The sequence below is a fragment of the Streptomyces seoulensis genome (genome assembly GCF_004328625.1).
Lineage (GTDB): Bacteria > Actinomycetota > Actinomycetes > Streptomycetales > Streptomycetaceae > Streptomyces > Streptomyces seoulensis.
On sequence record NZ_CP032229.1, the window covers coordinates 5,022,862 to 5,041,122 of the forward strand.

Consider the following 18,261-nt stretch of genomic DNA (forward strand, 5'->3'; position numbering starts at 1 on the left):
CTCACAGGGCTTCGAAGGTGTCGGTGGCGGCCCGGTGCGCGCGTACGGCCCCGGTGTGGACCTCGTAGTACCAGGCGTGCAGGGTGAGCGTGCCCTCCGCCGTCCGGCGCTCGACGCAGGGGTACGAGCGCAGGCGCAGCAGCTGGGTCAGCGCGTGGCACTGCACGCCCTCGGCGACCTCGGGGTCCTCGGCCGCGCCGGCCGGGCGCGGGGCGGCGTGCGCCAGCCAGTCGCGCACGGCGGGTACGGCGGTCAGGTCGTCGCCGCGCACCAGCGCGCCGACCGCCCCGCAGTGCGAGTGGCCGCAGACGACGATGTCGCGGACGCCGAGCACCTCGACGGCGTACTCGATGGTGGCGGCCTCGCTGGTGGGGTGCTCGGAGGTGTGCGGCGGGACGATGTTGCCCGCGGTGCGCAGCTCGAACAGCTCGCCGGGGCGGGCGCCCGTGATCAGGGCCGGGACGACCCGTGAGTCGGAGCAGGTGATGAACAGGACCTGGGGAGACTGGCCTTCGGCGAGGCGGGCGAACTCCTCGGAGCGCCGGCCGAACGTGCGGGCGTGGTCGATGAGGGGCTGCATGATGTCTGGACTCCTCCTGGCGCGCGTGGACGGCGCGTCGGGCTTGCACGACTGTGGTGGGGGGAGCGAGCCCGCCCGTCAGCAGCGGAAGACCTGAAGGACTGCCGGGGAATGGGCTCCGGAGGATCTCGTGACGCCGGCGCCGGCAGCGCCGGACCGCGCGGGCGGTACGGGCTCGGCCGGCCGCCGGGATATGAGCGGGCGCTCCGGCGCGAAGGTGGGCGCGGCGCCGCGCTGGCGGTGCCGGTCGGTATGGGCGGCGACCGGCGGAGTCCGGTGGCGGCGGGGTTCGCGGACGGTGTCCGCGCCTTCGCCCGCGGGCGGGGCGACGAGGATGATCCCCGGCGCGTCATTGGCCTTTGCCTCACCGAGCGTATGTGCGGTGGCGAAGGGTCCGGAGGGCGCGAAGAGCTGGAGGGTGATCACCGCGACCGCGAGCAGGGCGAGCACCGCGCCGAGCGTCCTGCCTCGGGACATGCGCACCCCCCTGCGGAATCCCACGTCTCTTGTACGCGCCAAGCATTGGTCAATGGATGGTCAAGAAACACGTTAACCCGGCGGGATGCTTTGCAGGGTTAACGGCGGGTTACGTGCCGCAGGAAGCGTGAAAAAAGCGGGTCAAGCGGCTGAAATCAGCTCTTGACCCGCAGAAGTTGAGGGGATATCAGAAACAGGGCGGCCGGACTGTTACCCGGTCTGTCACTCCGTCACCAGCGGCTTGGCGTCGCGTGCCAGCGCGGTGAGCCGGGAGATCGCGCGGAAGTACTTCTTGCGGTACCCGCCGTTCAGCATCTCCTCACTGAACAGCCGGTCGAAGGGCAGCCCCGAGGCCAGCACCGGGACCTCGCGGTCGTAGAGCCGGTCGGCCAGCACCACCAGGCGCAGCGCCGTCGACTGGTCCGGCACCGGCCGCACGTCGGTGAGGCAGACCGCGCGCACCTCGTCGGTCAGCGCGCCGTACCGGCTCGGGTGCACCTTCGCCAGGTGCTCCAGGAGCTGCGGGAAGGCGTCCAGCGAGGCGCCCTCGGTGCCGTGTGCGGCCCTGGTCACCTGCTCGTCGGTGTACGGCGCGGGCGCCTCCGGCAGACCGCGGTGGCGGTAGTCCTCGCCGTCGATGCGCAGGGCGCGGAAGTGGGCGGACAGGCCCTGGATCTCGCGCAGGAAGTCGGCCGCCGCGAACCGGCCCTCGCCCAGCTTGCCGGGCAGCGTGTTGGAGGTGGCGGCCAGCGCCACGCCCGCCTCGACCAGCTTGCCGAGCAGGCTGGAGACCAGCACCGTGTCGCCGGGGTCGTCCAGCTCGAACTCGTCGATGCACAGCAGGGCGTGGCCGGACAGCGTGCGGACCGTCTGCTGGAAGCCGAGGGCGCCCACCAGGTTGGTCAGCTCCACGAAGGTGCCGAACGCCTTGCGGGAGGGCTCGGCCGGGGTGGCGTGCCAGAGCGAGGCGAGCAGGTGGGTCTTGCCGACGCCGTAGCCGCCGTCCAGGTAGACGCCGCGCGGGCCGGCCGGGGCCTTGGCCTTCGCGCGGCCGAAGCCGAACAGGCCCCGCTTGCCCTCGCCGGGCAGGGCGCCGCCGAGTCCCGCCGCGAAGCCCTCCAGCACGCCCACGGCGTCGGTCTGGCTGGGCTGGTTCGGGTCCGGGATGTACGTGGCGAAGCGCACCGAGTCGAAGCGGGGCGGCGGCACCATCTCGGCGACCAGCCGGTCGGCCGGGACGTGCGGCGCGCGTGCGCACAGGGACAGCGGACCGGCGTCGGTCAGCGGGGTGGAGCCGGGGGCTGCGGTGGAGGACACGGTTACCCATGCTAATCGCCATGTCACACTGCACGAATGCGACGCCTGTTCCCTGTGACCCACGAAACAGCAGCTCGGGACCGTGACCGGGGTGAGTTGACCGGCGAGTGGAGTCTCGCCGAACTGGCCGCCGCCTACGCCTATCCCGTCTCCCGCGACGGAGGGCCCCGCACCTGGCTGCGGGCCAACATGGTCTCCACCCTGGACGGCGCGGCCCAGCACGACGGGCGCTCCCAGCCCATCTCCTGCCCGGCCGACATGCGCGTCTTCGGCACGCTGCGGGCGCTCGCGGACGTCGTGCTGGTCGGTGCGGAAACGGTTCGCCAGGAGGGGTACCGGCCCGCTCGCGCCCGTGCCGAGTTCGCGGCGGCGCGGGAGGCGGCCGGGCAGGGTCCGGCTCCGGCGGTCGCGGTGGTGTCGGGCGGCCTCGACCTGGACTTCTCGCTCCCGCTGTACACCTCGCCGCTGGTCCCGACGGTCGTCCTGACCGGTACGGACGCGCCCGCCGACCGGGTGGCCGCCGCTGAGCGGGCCGGGGTGCGGGTGGTCGTCGCGGGGGAGGGGCGCCGGGTCGATCCGGCACGGGCCGTGGCGGCGCTCGCCGGGCTCGGGTACGTCCGTCAGCTCACCGAGGGCGGTCCCCGGCTGCTGGGGCAACTGGTCGCGGCGGACGTGCTGGACGAGCTGTGTCTGACGCTGTCGCCCATGCTCACGGCGGGGGACGCGCAGCGGATCGCCGGTGGGCCAGGGGTTTCGGTGCCGCGCCGGTTCGCGCTCGCGTTGCTGCTGGAGGAGTACGGATTTCTGTTCGGGCGGTACCGCCGACCCTGAAAACAGCGGAATCTACCGTTCCGTTTACCTTCCGGGGGGCACACTTAGTCCCGGTACTCCCCGTGCGGTAACGGGGCAGGATGGTTTCCGCAGGGCCTTTTCGGGCCAACGGAGGACAGAGGGTCACGAGGACCCTCGAGGGAGAAGAGGCGGCTGGTGTTCACAAGCGTTCTGATGATCGAGAAAGCCCTGACGTCGGCCGACGTGGAGTTCGTGACGACCTTGCACGGTGACGAGCCGGTCTTCTTCCATGTGCTGCTCCAGCCGCGCGGTGACCAGGCGGACCGGCTGCTGCGGGCCATCGACGACATCGCCCTCGGCGAGCTGGACGAGGCCGTGCACGAGGGGGAGACGCCCGAGGGCACGGATGCGCGGAGCGTGGGGGAGAAGGCCCTGGAGGTCTCCCTGACGGCGCTGCGTGCCGCCGGGAGCCGGGCCGAGGGGAGGCTCGTCGAGAACCACCCGCTGGAGGCCCTCAAGTCCCTCGTCGCGGAGGTCCACGCCGACGAGGTCATCGTCCTCACCGACCCCCACTACGTCGAGGAGTTCTTCCACCGCGACTGGGCCTCCCGAGCCCGCCACAAGGTCGGCGTCCCGGTCCTCAAGCTCTTCAGCCACAGCAAGGCGTAGCCCTACGGGGTCTCGGCGACTGGTCCGGCACCGGGTAGCGCGGGGGCATCCGGTGCGGGGCCGTCCCGGCTTCGACGGTCGGCGGCGCGTTCGGTGTTCCGGAGCGCGAGCCGCACACTGCCGTCCCGGGGCCGGCTGGGCCACGCCCCGCGCTCGCCGCCGCACGCGGGCCGTGGCGATCGTCGTCTCGTGTCCGCCCGGTGCCCTCCGCCTCGCCAGCGGCCCGGAGCCGCTCCCGGTCGGCACGCCCGCCGACCGGCGCGCCACCCGCCGGGGTGGGGGGTGGGTCGGATCTGCGCATAGGGTGGGCATCCTCTGGCTCGCTCGTATATGGGAGAAGAACGCATGGCACCCGGCCTTCCTATCGCCATGGACCGACCGCACTTCATCGGGATCGGGGGGGCCGGGATGTCGGGGATCGCCAAGATCCTGGCTCAGCGTGGGGCTCGGGTGGCGGGGAGTGACGCCAAGGAGTCCGCGACCGCCGAGGCGCTGCGGGCGCACGGCGCGACCGTGCACATCGGACACGCCGCCGGGCACCTCGCGGACGACGCCAGCTGTGTCGTCGTCTCCTCCGCGATCCGGCAGGACAACCCCGAGCTGGCCCGCGCCGCCGAGCTGGGCATCCCCGTGGTGCACCGCTCCGACGCGCTCGCCGCGCTGATGGAGGGCCTGCGGCCGATCGCGGTGGCCGGTACGCACGGCAAGACCACCACCACCTCGATGCTCGCGGTCTCCCTGACCGAGCTGGGCGCCCGCCCGTCGTACGCGATCGGCGGCGACCTGGACGCCCCCGGTTCCAACGCCCTGCACGGCGAGGGCGAGATCTTCGTGGCCGAGGCGGACGAAAGCGACCGCAGCTTCCACAAGTACGCCCCCGAGGTCGCCATCGTCCTCAACGTCGAGCTGGACCACCACGCCAACTACGCCTCGATGGACGAGATCTACGAGTCCTTCGAGACCTTCGCGGGCAAGATCGTCCCCGGCGGCACCCTGGTGATCTCCGCCGACCACGAGGGCGCCCGCGAGCTGACCCGCCGGGTGACCGGTGTGAAGACGGTGACGTACGGCGAGGCCGAGGACGCCGACGTACGGGTCCTGAAGATCGTGCCCCAGGGCCTCAAGAGCGAGGTCACCGCCGTACTGGACGGCCGTGAGCTGACCTTCGCCGTCTCCGTCCCCGGCCGCCACTACGCGCTCAACGCCGTCGCCGCGCTCGCCGCGGGCGTCGCCCTCGGCCTGCCCGCCGACGAGCTGGCCCCCGCCCTCGCCGCGTACACCGGCGTCAAGCGGCGCCTCCAGCTCAAGGGTGAGGAGGCGGGCGTGCAGGTGATCGACTCCTACGCCCACCACCCCACCGAGATGACCGCCGACCTGGAGGCCATGCGCGGCGCCGCCGGGGACGACCGCCGCATCCTCGTCGTCTTCCAGCCGCACCTGTTCTCCCGCACCCAGGAGCTGGGCAAGGAGATGGGCCAGGCCCTCGCCCTCGCCGACGCCTCCGTGGTGCTCGACATCTATCCGGCCCGCGAGGACCCGATCCCCGGCATCACCAGCGCGCTGATCATCGAGGCCGCCCGCGCGGCCGGCGCGGATGTCACCGCCGTGCACGACAAGGCGGACATCCCCGAGGTCGTCGCGGGAATGGCGAAGCCCGGTGATCTTGTTCTCACCATGGGCGCGGGTGACGTCACCGACCTGGGCCCGCTGATCCTGGACCGCCTGTCGCAGAAGTAAAGGGGCTGATCCTCATGGCGTACGACGTCGAGAAGACGGACGAGCAGTGGCGGGCGGAGCTGAGCCCGGCCGAGTACACGGTGCTGCGCCAGGCCGGCACCGAACCCGCCTTCACCGGTGAGTACACGGACACCAAGACCGAGGGTGTCTACTCCTGCCGGGCCTGCGGCGCCGACCTGTTCACCTCGGACACCAAGTTCGCCTCGCACTGCGGCTGGCCGTCCTTCTTCGACCCGAAGGACACCGACGCGGTCGAGCTGATCGCGGACCGTTCGCACGGGATGGTCCGCACCGAGGTCCGCTGCTCCAACTGCGGCTCCCACCTCGGGCACGTCTTCGAGGGCGAGGGCTACCCCACGCCCACCGACCAGCGGTACTGCATCAACAGCATCTCGCTGCGCCTCAAGCCCGAGGAGGGCTGACGCCCGTCCCCGACGACGCCCACCCGCCGGAAGCGGCGGGTGGGCATCGTCGTATGAGCGCAGCGGTATGAGCAGGGTCACATGATCGGATGAATGGATCGGCCGTGGCTGGGTAGCAGCCTCCCGATTCATGGGACCGTCCGGCCGTGGCACGACCACGGGTGTGCGCGCCCGCGCCCGGTCCGGCCGCCCTTTCGCGCTCTCCGGGTGGCGTGGTTCGTGCCGACTGGACTCGGCCGGAACGGTCCAGGCACTCCTGCCAACCGAAGGGCGCGCGGCGTTTTGATACGGATAGATTCAGTCAGCAAGCGATACCCGGACGGCACGGTCGCGGTCGACCGGCTGTCGCTGGACATACCGGACCGCGCGATCACCGTCCTCGTCGGCCCCTCCGGCTGCGGCAAGACGACCACCCTGCGGATGATCAACCGGATGGTGGAGCCGAGCGAGGGCAGCATCCTCCTCGACGGCGCCGACATCCGGCAGCAGCCCGTCAACTCCCTGCGCCGTTCCATGGGTTACGTCATCCAGAACGCCGGGCTGTTCCAGCACCGCACCATCATCGACAACATCATCACCGTGCCCCGCCTCCTGGGCTGGAGCAAGGCCAAGGCCCGCGAGCGCGCGGCCGAGCTGATGGAGCGGGTCGGGCTGGACGCCTCGCTCGCCAAGCGGTACCCGTACCAGCTCTCCGGCGGCCAGCAGCAGCGCGTCGGCGTGGCGCGGGCGCTCGCCGCCGACCCGCCGGTCCTCCTCATGGACGAGCCGTTCTCCGCAGTCGACCCGGTGGTCCGCAAGGGACTCCAGGACGAACTGCTGCGCATCCAGGACGAGCTGGGCAAGACCATCGTCTTCGTCACCCATGACATCGACGAGGCGGTGAAGCTCGGCACCATGGTCGCCGTGCTGCGCACCGGCGGGCACCTCGCCCAGTTCGCGCCGCCCGCCGAACTGCTCACCGCGCCCGCCGACCCCTTCGTGGAGGACTTCCTCGGCGCCGACCGGGGCATCCGCCGGCTGTCCTTCTTCCCGTCCGACGGGCTGGAGCTGGAGACCGGGCCGATCGTCCCCGTGGACGCCGACGCCACCCGGCTCACCCCGCACGGCAGCACCCCGTACCTGCTCGTCACCGACGCCGACGGCCGTCCGCTCGGCTGGGGCGAGCCGGGCGCGCTGACCGCGGGCGCCGTCGACGCCGGCCGGCTGCTGTCGCACGGCAGGCCGTTCCGGCCGGGCAAGGACTCGCTGCGCACCGCGCTCGACGGCGCCGTGCTCTCGCCGACCGGCTGGGCCGTGGCCGTCGACGGCGAGGGGCGCGCGGTCGGCGTGGTCTCGCAGGCGGCGATCGGAGAGGCCATCCGCACCGCGCACACCGAGGACCGTCCGGAGGTGACGGCGGCCGGATGAACGGCTTCTTCGACCTCCCCAGCGACCTCCAGCACAGCTACTTCGGCCTGATCGGCCTGCATCTGCGCGAGGCGCTGCTGCCGGTGCTGGCCGGGCTCCTGCTCTCGCTGCCCGTCGCCCAGCTCTGCGCCCGCTTCCGCTGGCTGTACCCGCCGGTCCTCGGCGTCACCACGGTGCTGTACGCGATCCCGTCGCTGGCGTTCTTCGTCATCCTCATCGACTACACCGGCCAGAGCGAGATGACGGTGATGATCCCGCTCGCCGTCTACAGCCTGGTGGTGCTCGTCCCGGCCATCGTGGACGGCGTCCGCTCGGTGCCCCCGGAGACCCTGGCCGCCGCCGAGGCGATGGGCCTCGGCGCCGTGCGGCGTTATCTCCAGGTGCAGTTGCCCATCGCCGTGCCCGCCATCATCGCGGGCCTGAGGGTCGCCACCGTGTCCAGCATCTCGCTGGTCAGCGTCGGCATGCTCATCGGCAACCAGGGCGCGCTCGGCAACATGCTGAACGACGCCAACCTCTACCACCGGCCGGAACTCGCGGTGAACTCCGTGGTGACGACGGCCGTGCTGGCGATCCTCGTCGACGCGGCGCTGGTGCTCACCCGCAACCTGCTGACCCCGTGGATGCCGAAGAAGGGTGCCGCCCGGTGAACGTCCTGGACTTCGCGCACTCCTTCTTCGCCGACCCCGCCCGCTGGCACGGCTACGACGGTGTCCCCACCCGCCTGCTGGAGCACGTGGGTTACTCCCTGGAGGCCCTCGCCATCGCCGCGCTCATCGCGCTGCCGGTGGGCCTGATCGCCGGGCATCTGCGGCGCGGCGGCAACGCCCTGTCGATGGTCGCCACGGCCGGCCGGGCGCTGCCCAGCTTCGGTCTGCTGGTGCTGCTGTTCATCTGGTTCGGCTTCGGCACGCTGCCCGTGATGGTGCCGCTCGTCGTGCTCGCCGTACCGCCGATCCTCGTCACCACCTACGAGGCGATCCAGACCGTCGACCCGTCCCCGGTGGACGCGGCGCGCGGGATGGGCATGACCGAGCCGCGCATCCTGTTCCAGGTCGAACTCCCGGTCGCGCTCCCGGTGATCCTCGGCGGACTGCGCACCGCGGCCGTCCAGATCGTCTCCACGGCGACCATCGCCGCGTACGTCAGCTTCGGCGGACTCGGCCGGTACATCATCGACGGGCTCTACCAGAAGGACTACGAGAAGGTGGTCGGCGGCGCCACGCTGGTCGCCGGACTCGCCCTGGTGACGCTCGTGGTGTTCTGGGCGCTGTCGAAGCTCACCGTCTCGCCGGGAGTGCGGCGCAGTGGGTGACGGCTTCGGCGGAGGCGTTCATGCTCCCGACACAAACGTGCGCGATCGAGGCCAATCGGTGACCTCGCTTCCCTTGACTGACAAATCACGAACTGGCTTGGATCTACAGGTGACTTACAACAACCGCATCAGCAAGTCCATCCGGGGGAACCGAGGGGCGGCGCTGGTCGCCCTCGCGGCGGCGACGACGCTGCTTGCGGGCTGTGGCTCCTCCGACGACGGCACGTCCGACAACCCACTGGCCGGAGGCGGGGCGAGCGGTGACACCGTCGTCGTCGGCTCCAACAACTTCGCCGAGAGCATCCTGCTCGCCGACATCTACGGCGAGGCCCTCAAGGCCAAGGGCGTCAAGGTCAAGTACCAGCCCAACATCGGCAGCCGCGAGACCACCTACGGCCTGCTGAAGAACGGCTCCGTGACGCTGCTGCCCGAGTACAACGGCGCGCTGCTGGCCTACCTCGACCAGAAGGCGGCCCCCAAGTCGACCGAGGAGACCACCAAGGCCATCGAGGCCAAGCTGGACTCCAAGCTGACCCTGCTGGACCCCTCCCCGGCGGAGGACAAGGACTCGGTCACGGTCAACGCGGCCACCGCCAAGAAGTACAACCTGACCGCCAAGTCCTCCATCGGTGACCTCAAGGGCATCGCCAAGGACCTGGTCATCGGCGGCTCCCCGGAGTTCCAGACCCGCCACCAGGGCCTGAGCGGCCTGAAGTCGATGTACGGCCTGGAGTTCAAGTCCTTCAAGTCCCTGGACGCGGGCGGCCCGCTCACCCAGTCGGCGCTGAAGAAGGACTCCGTGCAGGCCGCGGACCTCTTCACCACCGACCCGGTGATCGCCAAGGAGAAGTTCGTCGTCCTGAGCGACCCGAAGAACCTCTTCGGCTTCCAGAACGTGCAGCCCCTCGTGCGCAAGAACGCGGTGCCGAAGAAGGGCGTCGACGCGCTCAACGCCGTCTCCGCCAAGCTCGACACCAAGGCCCTGCTCGACCTGGACACCCAGGTGCAGGTCCAGCACAAGGACCCGCTGGACGTCGCCCAGGCGTGGCTGAAGGCCAACGGCCTCGGCTGACCCCCGCCGCACCGCACCACCCCGCACCACCCGGACCGCCCGGCCGACGCATCCCGTCGCCGGGCGGTCCGCGTGTGCGCCCACGGCCCCCAGGGGGTGTCTTGTCGGTCAGGTCGGGCTCGCGACGCCTGGCACCGCGCCTCGCCGCGTTGTCGTCGGTCGCAGATGCTCCGCATCGACTCCCTCCTCCGCCTTGCGATGCACGGCACCGGACGCCGCTCCCTGATCCGGCCTGACCGACAAGACACCCCCTAGACTGACTGGTCGGACAACGACCGGACAGCCGAGACCAGGCGAGGAGGAGAGCAGTGGCGACAAGGCCCGGCGACCCCTCCCCGGAGGTCCTCACCGAGGCGGCGGCCGCCTTCGGGCTGCTCGCCTCCCCGGCCCGGCTGCACCTGGTGTGGGCACTGGCGCAGGGCGAGAGCGATGTCACCGGGCTCGCCGAACGGGTCGGCGGCGCGCTCCCCGCCGTCAGCCAGCACCTCACCAAGCTCAAGCTCGCCGGGCTGGTCCGCTCCCGCCGCGAGGGACGCCGCCAGGTCTACTTCGTCGACGCCGACGAACAGGCCGCGCTGGTGGACGTCGTCCACCTGCTGGTCGGCCGGCTCACCGAACAGACGGCTCCCACCGCCCCGGTGCGCGGCCTGCGCGGACTGTGACCGAAGTGCCGGACACCTCGCTGCGGCTCCTGCGGCGCCTGGAGACCGGCCCGCGCGGACTGACCGACACCGAGGCCGCCGCCCGGCTGGCCGAGCACGGCGAGAACACCCCGGCCGCCGCCCCGCCCGCCCTGTCCTGGCCACGCCGCTCCGTACGGGCCCTGCGGGACCCGTTCACCTCCGTGCTGCTCACCCTCGGGCTGGTGTCCGCGTTCGTCGCGTCCTGGGGCACCGCCTCGGTGATCCTCGCCCTGGTCGCCGTGAGCTGCGCGCTGCGCGCCGCCGGGGAACGCCGGGCCGACCGCTCCCTGGCCGCGCTGCGCGGCCTGGTCACCGGCACCGCGACCGTGCTGCGCCGCACCGGCCGCGCGGACGAGCCGCGCGCCCGCGAGGTGCCGGTCGCGGACCTCGTACCGGGTGACATCGTCCGGCTCGGCCCCGGCGATCTCGTGCCGGCCGACGTACGGCTGCTGCGCGCGCGGGGGCTGACCGTCCGGCAGGACACGCTCACCGGGGAGTCGGCGCCCGTCGCCAAGGAGGCGGCCGAGGTGCCGGGGGAGTCCGCCGAGTCCCATCTGTGCTTCCAGGGCAGCCAGGTCGTCTCGGGCAGTGCCGGCGCTGTGGTGGTGGCGACCGGGGCGCGCACCCGGTTCGGCGCCGCCCAACGGGTCCCCGTCCAGCGCGGTCCGAGCGCCTTCGACCGGTCCGTGCACGGCATCTCCTGGGTGCTGGTCCGGTTCATGCTGCTCACCCCGCCGCTCGTGCTCATGGCGAGCGCCGCCGTGCACGGCCGGGTCCTGCAGACGCTGCCGTTCGCCGTCGCGGTGGCCGTGGGGCTCACCCCCGAGATGCTCCCGGTGATCGTCACCACCTGTCTGGCACGCGGCGCGTCCCGGCTGGCCGACGCCCACCGGGTCGTCGTACGGCGGCTGCCCGCGCTGCACGACCTCGGCGCGGTCGACGTGCTCTGCCTGGACAAGACCGGCACCCTCACCCAGGACCGGCCCGTCCTCGCCGCCGCGCTCGGACCGGACGGCCGGGACGACCCCGAGGTGCTGCGCTGGGCCGCCGTCGCCGCCTGGTGGGGGCTCACCCTCTCCGAACTCCCGGCCCCCGACGCCCTGGACGAGGCCCTGCTCACCGCCGCCGGACCGGTGGGGGAGGAGTACGACGGGGTCGCCGCGCTCCCCTTCGACCCCGCGCACCGGCTGGCCGGCGCCGTGGTCACCGGTGCCCTCGGCCGGCATGTGCTGATCACCAAGGGCGCCGCCGAGACCGTGCTGGAACAGTGCGACCTGACCGAGGGCGAACGGGAGCGGCTGCTCGGGCTCGCCACGCGGCACGCGGAGTCCGGGCTGCGCGTCCTCGCCGTCGCCACCGCCGAACTCCCCGCCCGCACCCGGCCCTACGGTGCCCGGGACGCCCGCGACCTCACCTTCCGGGGGCTGCTGACCTTCCGCGACGACCTGGCGCCCGGCGCCGCCGACGCCCTGCGCACCCTGACCGGGCTCGGCGTCGAGGTGCGCGTCCTGACCGGCGACCACCCCGCCACCGCCGTACGCGCCTGCCGGGACCTGGGGCTGACGGTGGGGGAGGTGCGCACCGGGAGCGCACCGGAGGCGGCCGGGACACCCGGCACCGTCACGGTGGTGGCCCGGTGCACGGCCGAGGACAAGGCGCGTGTGGTGGCCGGACTCCGGGCCGCCGGGCTCACGGTCGGGTTCCTCGGGGACGGTGTCAACGACGTGCCCGCGATGCTCGCCGCCGACGTGGGCGTGGCACCGCGCGGAGCCGTCGACGTGGCCCGCGAGAGCGCGGACGTGGTGCTCGGCGAGAAGGACCTCGGCGCGCTCGGACACGCGGTGCTCGCGGGACGGCACAGCAGCGCCAACATCGCCTCCTACCTGCGCGTCACCCTGTCCTCCAACCTCGGCAACGTCTTCGCCATGCTCGCCGCCGGACTGCTCCTGCCCTTCCTGCCGATGCTCCCGGCCCAGGTCCTCGCGCAGAACCTCTGCTTCGACGCCTCCCAGCTCGCCTTCGCCGACGACCGCCCCGACCCCGAGGCGCTGCGCCGGCCGACCAGGCTGCGGCCGCCCGCCTTCCTGCGCTTCCTCACCGGCTTCGGCCTGCTCAACGCGGTCGCGGACCTCGCCACCTTCGGCGTGCTCACGCTCGCCCCCCGGGGCGGCGCCGGGCTGAGCGACGAGGCGCTGTTCCACTCGGCCTGGTTCACCGAGAACCTGCTCGCCCAGGCGCTCGCGATGCTGCTCCTGCGCTCGGGGCGCCGGATCGCGGGCGGCCGCCCCGGCCCGGTCGGCTGGGCCTCGGCCGTGCTCGCCGGTGCCGGGCTGCTGCTGCCCGCCACCCCGCTGGGCGCGGTCCTCGGGCTGACCGCGCTGCCCGCCGACCGCTACCTGCTGCTGGCCGCCGTGCTCGTGCCGTACGCCCTCGCGCTGATCGTGGCGCGGGTGCGCCACGACCGGCGTCAGCCGTAGGTGAGGTTCGCGCAGGGGTTGTCGTCCGCCGAACGCGCCCCGTTGGCCACCTCGCTGGGCACCGAGGCCGATGTCGAGGAGGGCGTCGGGTCGGTCGCGTACGCCTGGCCGAGGACCACGTTGATCCGGGACGCGCCGATCTGCTCCAGCTGGGCGCCGGGGAAGACCTTGGCCACGGTCTGGGCGCGGTCCGCCATGCCGGGGCCGTACTGGACGACCGTCGCCAGATGGTTCTGGGAGAGCGCGGTCGCCGTACCGGTGACGGTGAAGCCGGACGCGGTGAGCGTGGCCGAGCCCTTGGCGGCGAGCCCGGTGACCGTAGTGCCGTTGTAGACCGCCACGGCGATGCCCTTGCCGGAGACCGGGGCGGGGGAGTGGGTGGCCGGGCCCGGCTTCTTCGGCGCGTGGCCCTTCCCGCCGCTGGCGTCGGCGCCGTCGAGCGTACGGTCCGCCCGCAGCGTGGCCCACAGCTCACCGGCGTCCGGCTCCACGATCGCCACCCGCGCGCCCGCGTACCGCCAGGGCACGGTGACGAACTTGGTGTTGTGCAGGTCGACGTCCTTCAGCGACATGGCGAACGACAGCAGCTTGTCGGCGCTGCCGAGGCCGGGGTCGACGGTCATCGAGCGGGTCGCCGCGTCGGCCAGCGGCAGCAGCTTGGTCGGGGTGAACCCCTTGTCCTTGACCTCCTTCAGCAGGCTGCCGACGAACGCCTGCTGCCGCTTGATGCGTCCTATGTCGGAGCCGTCCCCGATGCCGTGCCGCAGGCGGACGTAGTCCAGCGCCTGCTGGCCCGAGACCCGCTGCTCGCCGTGCCGGAAGAGGAGCGCGCCCTGGGTGGTCCGGTTGGGGTTGAGGTCCTTCTGGTACACGTCGTTGGGCAGGCAGACCTTCACCCCGCCGACGACCTGGGTGAGCGCGGCGAAGCCCTTGAAGTCCACGACCACCGTGTGGTCCACGCGGAGTCCGGTGAGCTGCTCCACGGTGTTCTGGGTGCAGGCCGGGTTGCCCTTGTCGGTCTCGCCGACCGAGAAGGCCGCGTTGAACATGGTGTTGGGCTGGGCCTGGGTCCAGCCGCCGGTGGGCAGCTTGCAGGGCGGGATCGTCACCAGGGTGTCGCGCGGTATCGACACGGCCAGCGCGTGCTTGTGGTCGGCGTATATGTGCAGCAGCAGCGTGGTGTCGGAGCGGCCGATGCCGTCCTTGTCGCCGCCGCCCAGCGCCGCGTTGCCGTCGGTACGCGCGTCGGAGCCGATCACCAGGACGTTCTCACCCTTGGACGAGCCCGCCGGGCGGTTGTCCGAGAGACCGCCCGCGTCGAAGGTCTGGATGTTGCCGTTGAGCTTCAGGTACACCCAGCCGGCCCCGGCGCCGCCGAGGACCACCAGCGACAGGCAGACCAGGAGCGCCACCCGTGCCCGGCGCGCACGGCGGCGCCGCCGGTCCCGTGCGCCGGACCGGGTGCCGCCGCCCGGGTCGCCGGAACCGCCCTCACCCTCCGGGGACCCCCGGCCGCCGCCGCGTCGCCGTGACGGTTGCGTCCCCCGGCTGCTCGTGATGCTCATCGCCCGCCCTCTTGTGCCTCTCCCTGGGTTGTACAGTTGCGCAATGTAGCAATCATCGCTGAGCGGACCGGAGGCGCGGGAGCCCCTGGCCGTCAGGAACCGCGTGAGAAAGGGAGGGCGACCATGCTCCGCAACGGACTGGAACCCTGGCATCTGCTGGTCGTGGCGATCGTCTTCATCGTGCTGTTCGGCTCCAAGAAGCTGCCGGACACCGCCCGCTCGCTGGGCAAGTCCCTGCGCATCCTCAAGAGCGAGGCGAAGGCGATGAAGGACGAGAACAATGTCCCCGCCGCCCACACGCCGGTCGCCCCGGCCGCCGGTGTCACCGCCGAGACCGCCATGGCTCCGGCCGAGGCCCCCGTCTCTCCCTGACCCGCCGCCCTCCTTTCTCGTGCCCGCTGTCCGGTGAACTGGGCACACCGGGGGAGAAGTTCCCCGTATCACCTGAAAGAGGGAGAATCCGGCGGCGAGGTGCCGCCGGGCTCCGAGGGGGCCGGGGTTCAGGCGCGGGCGCGTTCCCTGCGCCGCTGCCTTCGGGACACGCGGGCCTCCTGGTCGGGCAGCCAGCCGAAGGCGAGGCAACTGCCGACGACGCCGAGGAGCAGGCCGATGAAGAAGCCGCCCAGGTTCGACGTGAGCCAGCTGCCCAGCGAGACCAGGACGCCGACGATCGAGTAGAACAGCCGCTGCGCCGGGTTGAAGAGGACCAGCAGTCCGAGCAGCAGCATCAGGGTCGGCAGCAGATAGCCGGCCAGCCCCTGCATGCCGATGTGCATGACGACCTTCAGCGACGCCTTCTCGGTGAGCAGGATCTCGGCCCCGCCCAGCGCGAGCAGCAGCCCGCCCCAGAACGGCCGGCGTCCCCGCCAGTCACGGAAGGCCGCCCGCGTCTTCGGGCGCCCGGGTTCCGCCATCGGCTCAGCAGCCCGAGTCGCTGAAGCCCAGCTTCAGACCGGGCAGCTTGAACACGCCCGCGGTGGTCGCGTAGTTGGTCTGGCGCAGGTTGGCGATGTGCACGGTGTCGGCCTGCTGCGAGAAGACGCCGATCGGGCCCTTGGCGTTGGCCTTGTCCAGGGTGCTGGCGTCGTTGCCGATCTCGATGCGGTCGAAGGAGGCGTCACCCGACAGCTCGGTGGAGTCGGTGGTGAGATCGGTCGCCGTCACCTTCTTGGCGCCCTGGCCCGCCTTGATCAGCAGGTTGGTGCCGCCCAGGTCGACGCTCTGGCACAGCTTGGTGAGGGTGGCGTTCTTGATCGCGGAGGTGACGACGAGCACCTGGCCGCCGGTGTCACCCGCGTTCGGGCTGCCGTCCGCCATGTTGTCCAGGCCGCCGAACTGCTCGAAGCCGGTGCCGGTCAGATCGGTCGCCGTGACGGTGAACGGCATGCCGGAGATGGCGAACTGCACGCCCAGCGCGCCCTCGGCTGTCAGGATCGCGAGGCCGGCCGCGACGAGGGTCGCGGGGATCGCCAGGACGGCGGCCCGGCGGTACCGGACGCGCCCGCGCCGTACGCCGCCGGCCGGTTCGGGCGTGGCGGGGGTGGGGTCGGTGGACGAGAGGTCCGGGGACTCCGGGGACGAGGCCATGTCTGCTCCCATGGGCGTAGATCCATGCGGGTTTCAGGTGGCGCGTTGTCCTGGCGCGGACAAGGGCGACCGCGCGGGCCGCCCCGCCGTCCGGTGTGGACATGAGGATTCCGGCCGGTTACGCGACGGTAGCCTTCTCGAAAGTTACCGCCGGTTACATTGAAGGGTCAAGGGAGTTGTGAAAAGTGGGTGCCGGCCCTGTGCGGACGGTGCCTCTGACCTCCAACTCCCGTACGCCTTATTGACGATGGCGTCACTTACGGTCTACAACTCTGCCTGATCTCCTCGGGACCGTGGCGCCGGGCCCGGGTCGCGGCACGCGCCGGTTCCCGGCTTCTCCGGGCGGCCGTCCCGTATACGAAATCCCGCACCTCGCATCGCATCCCGGCGCACCCCTGCTCTCCGCCCCCACCTCGGAAGAGAGGCACCCGCATGCGCACCTTCCTCGCCCTTGCCGGAACCGTCACCGCGCTCACCGTGGCGGCCGCCGTCCCCGCGTCCGCGTCCGCCGACGCCAGTGCCGTCCTGACCACGGGCGCCGCCGGCGGCATTGCCGTGGCCGTCGGCGACACCCTCACCGCACCGCTCGCCACCGGCACCTCCGCCACCCTGTACTCCAGCGCGACCGGCACCAGCGGTGTCACCTGCAAGGCGTCCCAGTTCACGGCCAAGGCCACCGCCAACCCGGCGGCCCCCGGGACCGCCACCGAGTCGGTCACCGGGCACACCTTCGACAGCTCGACCTGTACCAGCAACGTCACCGGCGTCACCGGGGTCAGCGGCATCACCGTCGACAACCTGCCCTACACCGCCTCGGTCTCCTCCGACGGCACCCTCTCCGTCGCCCCGGCCAGCGGCTCGACCATCCAGACCACGGTCAAGCTGCGCACCCTGCTCGGCTCGGTCACCTGCGTCTACCAGGCGCCGAAGCTCACCGGGAAGGCGAGCAACACCGACAGCAGCATCACCTTCACCAACCAGCAGTTCACCAAGGTGTCCGGCTCGTCGCTGTGCTTCGCCAGCGGCTACTTCACCGCCAAGTACGCCCCGGTCACCGACGCTGGCGCGCGGGTGTTCGTCAACTGACCCTCGTTTGAAGGCTCGTTCAGCGCCGGCGCAGGCGCGGGACGAGGGCGGCGGCCGCGGTGACCACCAGCACCGCGGCCGCACCGCCCGCCAGCAACGGAGCCGAGGGACCCGACGTCGTGCGGGTCGCCTCGGCCACCGGCCTGCCGTCGTCCGGCACGGCGGCGTACGAGGCGTCCTTGCGCGGCACGGGAGTCGAAGCCTCCGCCGAGGGGGACGCCGACGCCGGGTGCGAGGGGTGCGCGGAGGGCGTCGCCGGCTTCGCGTCCGGTTTCTTGGTGGCCGTGGGCCGCGCGCTGTTCTTGCCGGCCGCCGCAGCGCTCTTGCCCGCGAACACCACGTCGGAGCACGAGTAGTAGGTGTCCGGCGTGCTGGTGTTCTGCCAGACCGTGTACAGCATCTGACGCCCCGTCCGGTCGGCGGGCAGCGTCGCCTGAAGGTGGTACGCCCCGTTGCTCAGCGGCGGGTTCTTGAACTCGGCGAACGGGCGGTCCGGCAGGTCGGACCACTTCAGCGGCTTCGCCGGGTCGTAGCCGGGCTTGGTCAAGTACAGCCGGAACGAACCCTCGTGGGCGATCGTCGAGGCGTACGTGAGGGTCATCCGGGCGCCCGGAGTCAGCCGGGTGGCGGGCCAGTCCGTGCGGGCCAGGTCGAGCCCCCGGTAGGCGGGCAGGTTCCCGCTGCACAGCTTGCCGTCCGGAATCACCTGCCGGTCACGCCCGTTGACGCCGGGCACCCGCAGGTTGTCCCACGCCGTGAAGGGGGCCCCGTTGGCCGCGATCGCGGCGCGGCACGCGGCCGACCCGTTGGCGCTGCCACCCCGGGGCGAGCAGGCGTAGACCCGGCTGACCGGATCGGTGGGGGCGCCGTGCGCCTGTGCGGTGCCCGCCGTCCACGGCAACAGCAGGAGCGGGGTCGCGGCGGCGGCCGCCAGAGTGCTCAGGCGGGCGGTCATCCGAGTCATCCGGGACGTCTCCTCGGCGGGGCGGTGAAGGGGGTTCACGTCCCCAATACGGTTGACGGCACTGGGGTGTTCACGCCCACCGACGACCGAAGAAGTCAATTCACAGACCGC

The 18,261-nt window shown here is 72.1% G+C and carries 19 protein-coding genes; 12 read left to right on the top strand and 7 right to left on the bottom strand.

Annotated features, from left to right (window positions below; genetic code table 11):
* Nucleotide 1: 1 nt before the first annotated feature.
* The 3 genes from D0Z67_RS23050 to zapE all read right to left on the bottom strand — a co-directional run bounded on the left by D0Z67_RS23050 (nt 2) and on the right by zapE (nt 2,374).
* Nucleotides 2-580, bottom strand: coding sequence for a carbonic anhydrase (locus D0Z67_RS23050; RefSeq protein ID WP_031181650.1), 579 nt, complete (start codon nt 578-580; stop codon nt 2-4).
* Between the two features lie 78 nt (nt 581-658).
* The gene (locus tag D0Z67_RS23055; protein ID WP_031181651.1) at nt 659-1,057 is read right to left on the bottom strand and encodes a hypothetical protein; all 399 of its coding nucleotides are present in this window, start codon (nt 1,055-1,057) and stop codon (nt 659-661) included.
* A 222-nt stretch (nt 1,058-1,279) separates the two neighbouring features.
* Entirely contained in the window at nt 1,280-2,374 is a 1,095-nt protein-coding gene (zapE, locus tag D0Z67_RS23060) for a cell division protein ZapE (RefSeq protein ID WP_031181652.1), read from the bottom strand.
* Between the two features lie 36 nt (nt 2,375-2,410).
* On the opposite strand from zapE, the gene D0Z67_RS23065 reads away from it, so the two are divergent.
* The 10 genes from D0Z67_RS23065 (at nt 2,411) to mgtA (ending at nt 12,948) form a co-directional block, all read left to right on the top strand.
* On the top strand, nt 2,411-3,205 hold the full coding sequence (locus D0Z67_RS23065) for a pyrimidine reductase family protein (RefSeq protein WP_031181653.1): 795 nt from the start codon (nt 2,411-2,413) through the stop codon (nt 3,203-3,205).
* Nucleotides 3,206-3,379: 174 nt separating this feature from the next.
* Nucleotides 3,380-3,835 carry a hypothetical protein gene (locus tag D0Z67_RS23070; RefSeq protein WP_031181654.1) on the top strand — a complete coding sequence of 152 codons (456 nt, stop codon included), beginning with the start codon at nt 3,380-3,382 and terminating at the stop codon, nt 3,833-3,835.
* A gap of 345 nt (nt 3,836-4,180) precedes the next feature.
* Nucleotides 4,181-5,572, top strand: a complete 1,392-nt coding sequence (murC, locus tag D0Z67_RS23075) for a UDP-N-acetylmuramate--L-alanine ligase (protein ID WP_031181655.1) — start codon at nt 4,181-4,183, stop codon at nt 5,570-5,572.
* 14 nt (nt 5,573-5,586) lie between these two features.
* Nucleotides 5,587-5,994, top strand: a complete 408-nt coding sequence (gene msrB / locus D0Z67_RS23080; protein ID WP_031181656.1) for a peptide-methionine (R)-S-oxide reductase MsrB — start codon at nt 5,587-5,589, stop codon at nt 5,992-5,994.
* A 282-nt stretch (nt 5,995-6,276) separates the two neighbouring features.
* On the top strand, nt 6,277-7,401 hold the full coding sequence (locus D0Z67_RS23085) for an ABC transporter ATP-binding protein (protein WP_031181657.1): 1,125 nt from the start codon (nt 6,277-6,279) through the stop codon (nt 7,399-7,401).
* Complete coding sequence (locus D0Z67_RS23090) at nt 7,398-8,051, top strand: ABC transporter permease (RefSeq protein WP_031181658.1); 654 nt, start codon at nt 7,398-7,400, stop codon at nt 8,049-8,051. The genes D0Z67_RS23085 and D0Z67_RS23090 overlap by 4 nt, the downstream gene beginning before the upstream one ends.
* Nucleotides 8,048-8,716 carry an ABC transporter permease gene (locus D0Z67_RS23095; protein ID WP_031181659.1) on the top strand — a complete coding sequence of 223 codons (669 nt, stop codon included), beginning with the start codon at nt 8,048-8,050 and terminating at the stop codon, nt 8,714-8,716. The genes D0Z67_RS23090 and D0Z67_RS23095 overlap by 4 nt, the downstream gene beginning before the upstream one ends.
* A 109-nt stretch (nt 8,717-8,825) precedes the next feature.
* Nucleotides 8,826-9,788, top strand: coding sequence for an ABC transporter substrate-binding protein (locus D0Z67_RS23100; RefSeq protein WP_031181660.1), 963 nt, complete (start codon nt 8,826-8,828; stop codon nt 9,786-9,788).
* A gap of 308 nt (nt 9,789-10,096) precedes the next feature.
* A complete protein-coding gene (locus D0Z67_RS23105; RefSeq protein WP_031181661.1) occupies nt 10,097-10,450 on the top strand; it encodes an ArsR/SmtB family transcription factor in 354 nt (117 codons plus the stop codon).
* Between the two features lie 5 nt (nt 10,451-10,455).
* Nucleotides 10,456-12,948, top strand: a complete 2,493-nt coding sequence (gene mgtA / locus D0Z67_RS23110) for a magnesium-translocating P-type ATPase (RefSeq protein WP_031181662.1) — start codon at nt 10,456-10,458, stop codon at nt 12,946-12,948.
* Here mgtA and D0Z67_RS23115 read toward each other — a convergent pair.
* Complete coding sequence (locus D0Z67_RS23115; RefSeq protein WP_031181663.1) at nt 12,939-14,513, bottom strand: LCP family protein; 1,575 nt, start codon at nt 14,511-14,513, stop codon at nt 12,939-12,941. The two genes, mgtA and D0Z67_RS23115, sit on opposite strands and share 10 nt — an antisense overlap.
* A 123-nt stretch (nt 14,514-14,636) precedes the next feature.
* Here D0Z67_RS23115 and tatA point away from each other — a divergent pair, with 123 nt between their 5' ends.
* On the top strand, nt 14,637-14,885 hold the full coding sequence (gene tatA, locus D0Z67_RS23120) for a Sec-independent protein translocase subunit TatA (RefSeq protein ID WP_031181664.1): 249 nt from the start codon (nt 14,637-14,639) through the stop codon (nt 14,883-14,885).
* 128 nt (nt 14,886-15,013) lie between these two features.
* Here tatA and D0Z67_RS23125 read toward each other — a convergent pair whose 3' ends face one another.
* Both D0Z67_RS23125 and D0Z67_RS23130 read right to left on the bottom strand, forming a co-directional pair.
* Nucleotides 15,014-15,427, bottom strand: coding sequence for a DUF6114 domain-containing protein (locus D0Z67_RS23125; RefSeq protein ID WP_031181665.1), 414 nt, complete (start codon nt 15,425-15,427; stop codon nt 15,014-15,016).
* A 4-nt stretch (nt 15,428-15,431) separates the two neighbouring features.
* Nucleotides 15,432-16,100: a DUF6230 family protein gene (locus D0Z67_RS23130; RefSeq protein WP_031181666.1), complete on the bottom strand. Its 669-nt coding sequence runs from the start codon at nt 16,098-16,100 to the stop codon at nt 15,432-15,434.
* A gap of 432 nt (nt 16,101-16,532) precedes the next feature.
* Between D0Z67_RS23130 and D0Z67_RS23135 the strand changes: the two genes are divergently transcribed.
* A complete protein-coding gene (locus tag D0Z67_RS23135) occupies nt 16,533-17,186 on the top strand; it encodes a hypothetical protein (RefSeq protein WP_031181667.1) in 654 nt (217 codons plus the stop codon).
* 19 nt (nt 17,187-17,205) lie between these two features.
* Here D0Z67_RS23135 and D0Z67_RS23140 read toward each other — a convergent pair whose 3' ends face one another.
* Nucleotides 17,206-18,150 carry a lytic polysaccharide monooxygenase auxiliary activity family 9 protein gene (locus D0Z67_RS23140; protein WP_031181668.1) on the bottom strand — a complete coding sequence of 315 codons (945 nt, stop codon included), beginning with the start codon at nt 18,148-18,150 and terminating at the stop codon, nt 17,206-17,208.
* Nucleotides 18,151-18,261 lie beyond the last annotated feature (111 nt).

Excerpts from the sequence above, each read along its gene's own strand:
- tatA (WP_031181664.1), top strand. The coding sequence starts at position 14,637 with ATGCTCCGCAACGGACTGGAACCCTGGCATCTGCTGGTCGTGGCGATC.
- D0Z67_RS23140 (WP_031181668.1), bottom strand. The coding sequence starts at position 18,150 with ATGACTCGGATGACCGCCCGCCTGAGCACTCTGGCGGCCGCCGCCGCG.
- D0Z67_RS23070 (WP_031181654.1), top strand. The coding sequence starts at position 3,380 with ATGATCGAGAAAGCCCTGACGTCGGCCGACGTGGAGTTCGTGACGACC.
- msrB (WP_031181656.1), top strand. The coding sequence starts at position 5,587 with ATGGCGTACGACGTCGAGAAGACGGACGAGCAGTGGCGGGCGGAGCTG.
- D0Z67_RS23115 (WP_031181663.1), bottom strand. The coding sequence starts at position 14,513 with ATGAGCATCACGAGCAGCCGGGGGACGCAACCGTCACGGCGACGCGGC.
- D0Z67_RS23065 (WP_031181653.1), top strand. The coding sequence starts at position 2,411 with ATGCGACGCCTGTTCCCTGTGACCCACGAAACAGCAGCTCGGGACCGT.
- D0Z67_RS23135 (WP_031181667.1), top strand. The coding sequence starts at position 16,533 with ATGCGCACCTTCCTCGCCCTTGCCGGAACCGTCACCGCGCTCACCGTG.
- D0Z67_RS23130 (WP_031181666.1), bottom strand. The coding sequence starts at position 16,100 with ATGGCCTCGTCCCCGGAGTCCCCGGACCTCTCGTCCACCGACCCCACC.
- D0Z67_RS23090 (WP_031181658.1), top strand. The coding sequence starts at position 7,398 with ATGAACGGCTTCTTCGACCTCCCCAGCGACCTCCAGCACAGCTACTTC.
- D0Z67_RS23055 (WP_031181651.1), bottom strand. The coding sequence starts at position 1,057 with ATGTCCCGAGGCAGGACGCTCGGCGCGGTGCTCGCCCTGCTCGCGGTC.
- D0Z67_RS23050 (WP_031181650.1), bottom strand. The coding sequence starts at position 580 with ATGCAGCCCCTCATCGACCACGCCCGCACGTTCGGCCGGCGCTCCGAG.
- D0Z67_RS23125 (WP_031181665.1), bottom strand. The coding sequence starts at position 15,427 with ATGGCGGAACCCGGGCGCCCGAAGACGCGGGCGGCCTTCCGTGACTGG.
- murC (WP_031181655.1), top strand. The coding sequence starts at position 4,181 with ATGGCACCCGGCCTTCCTATCGCCATGGACCGACCGCACTTCATCGGG.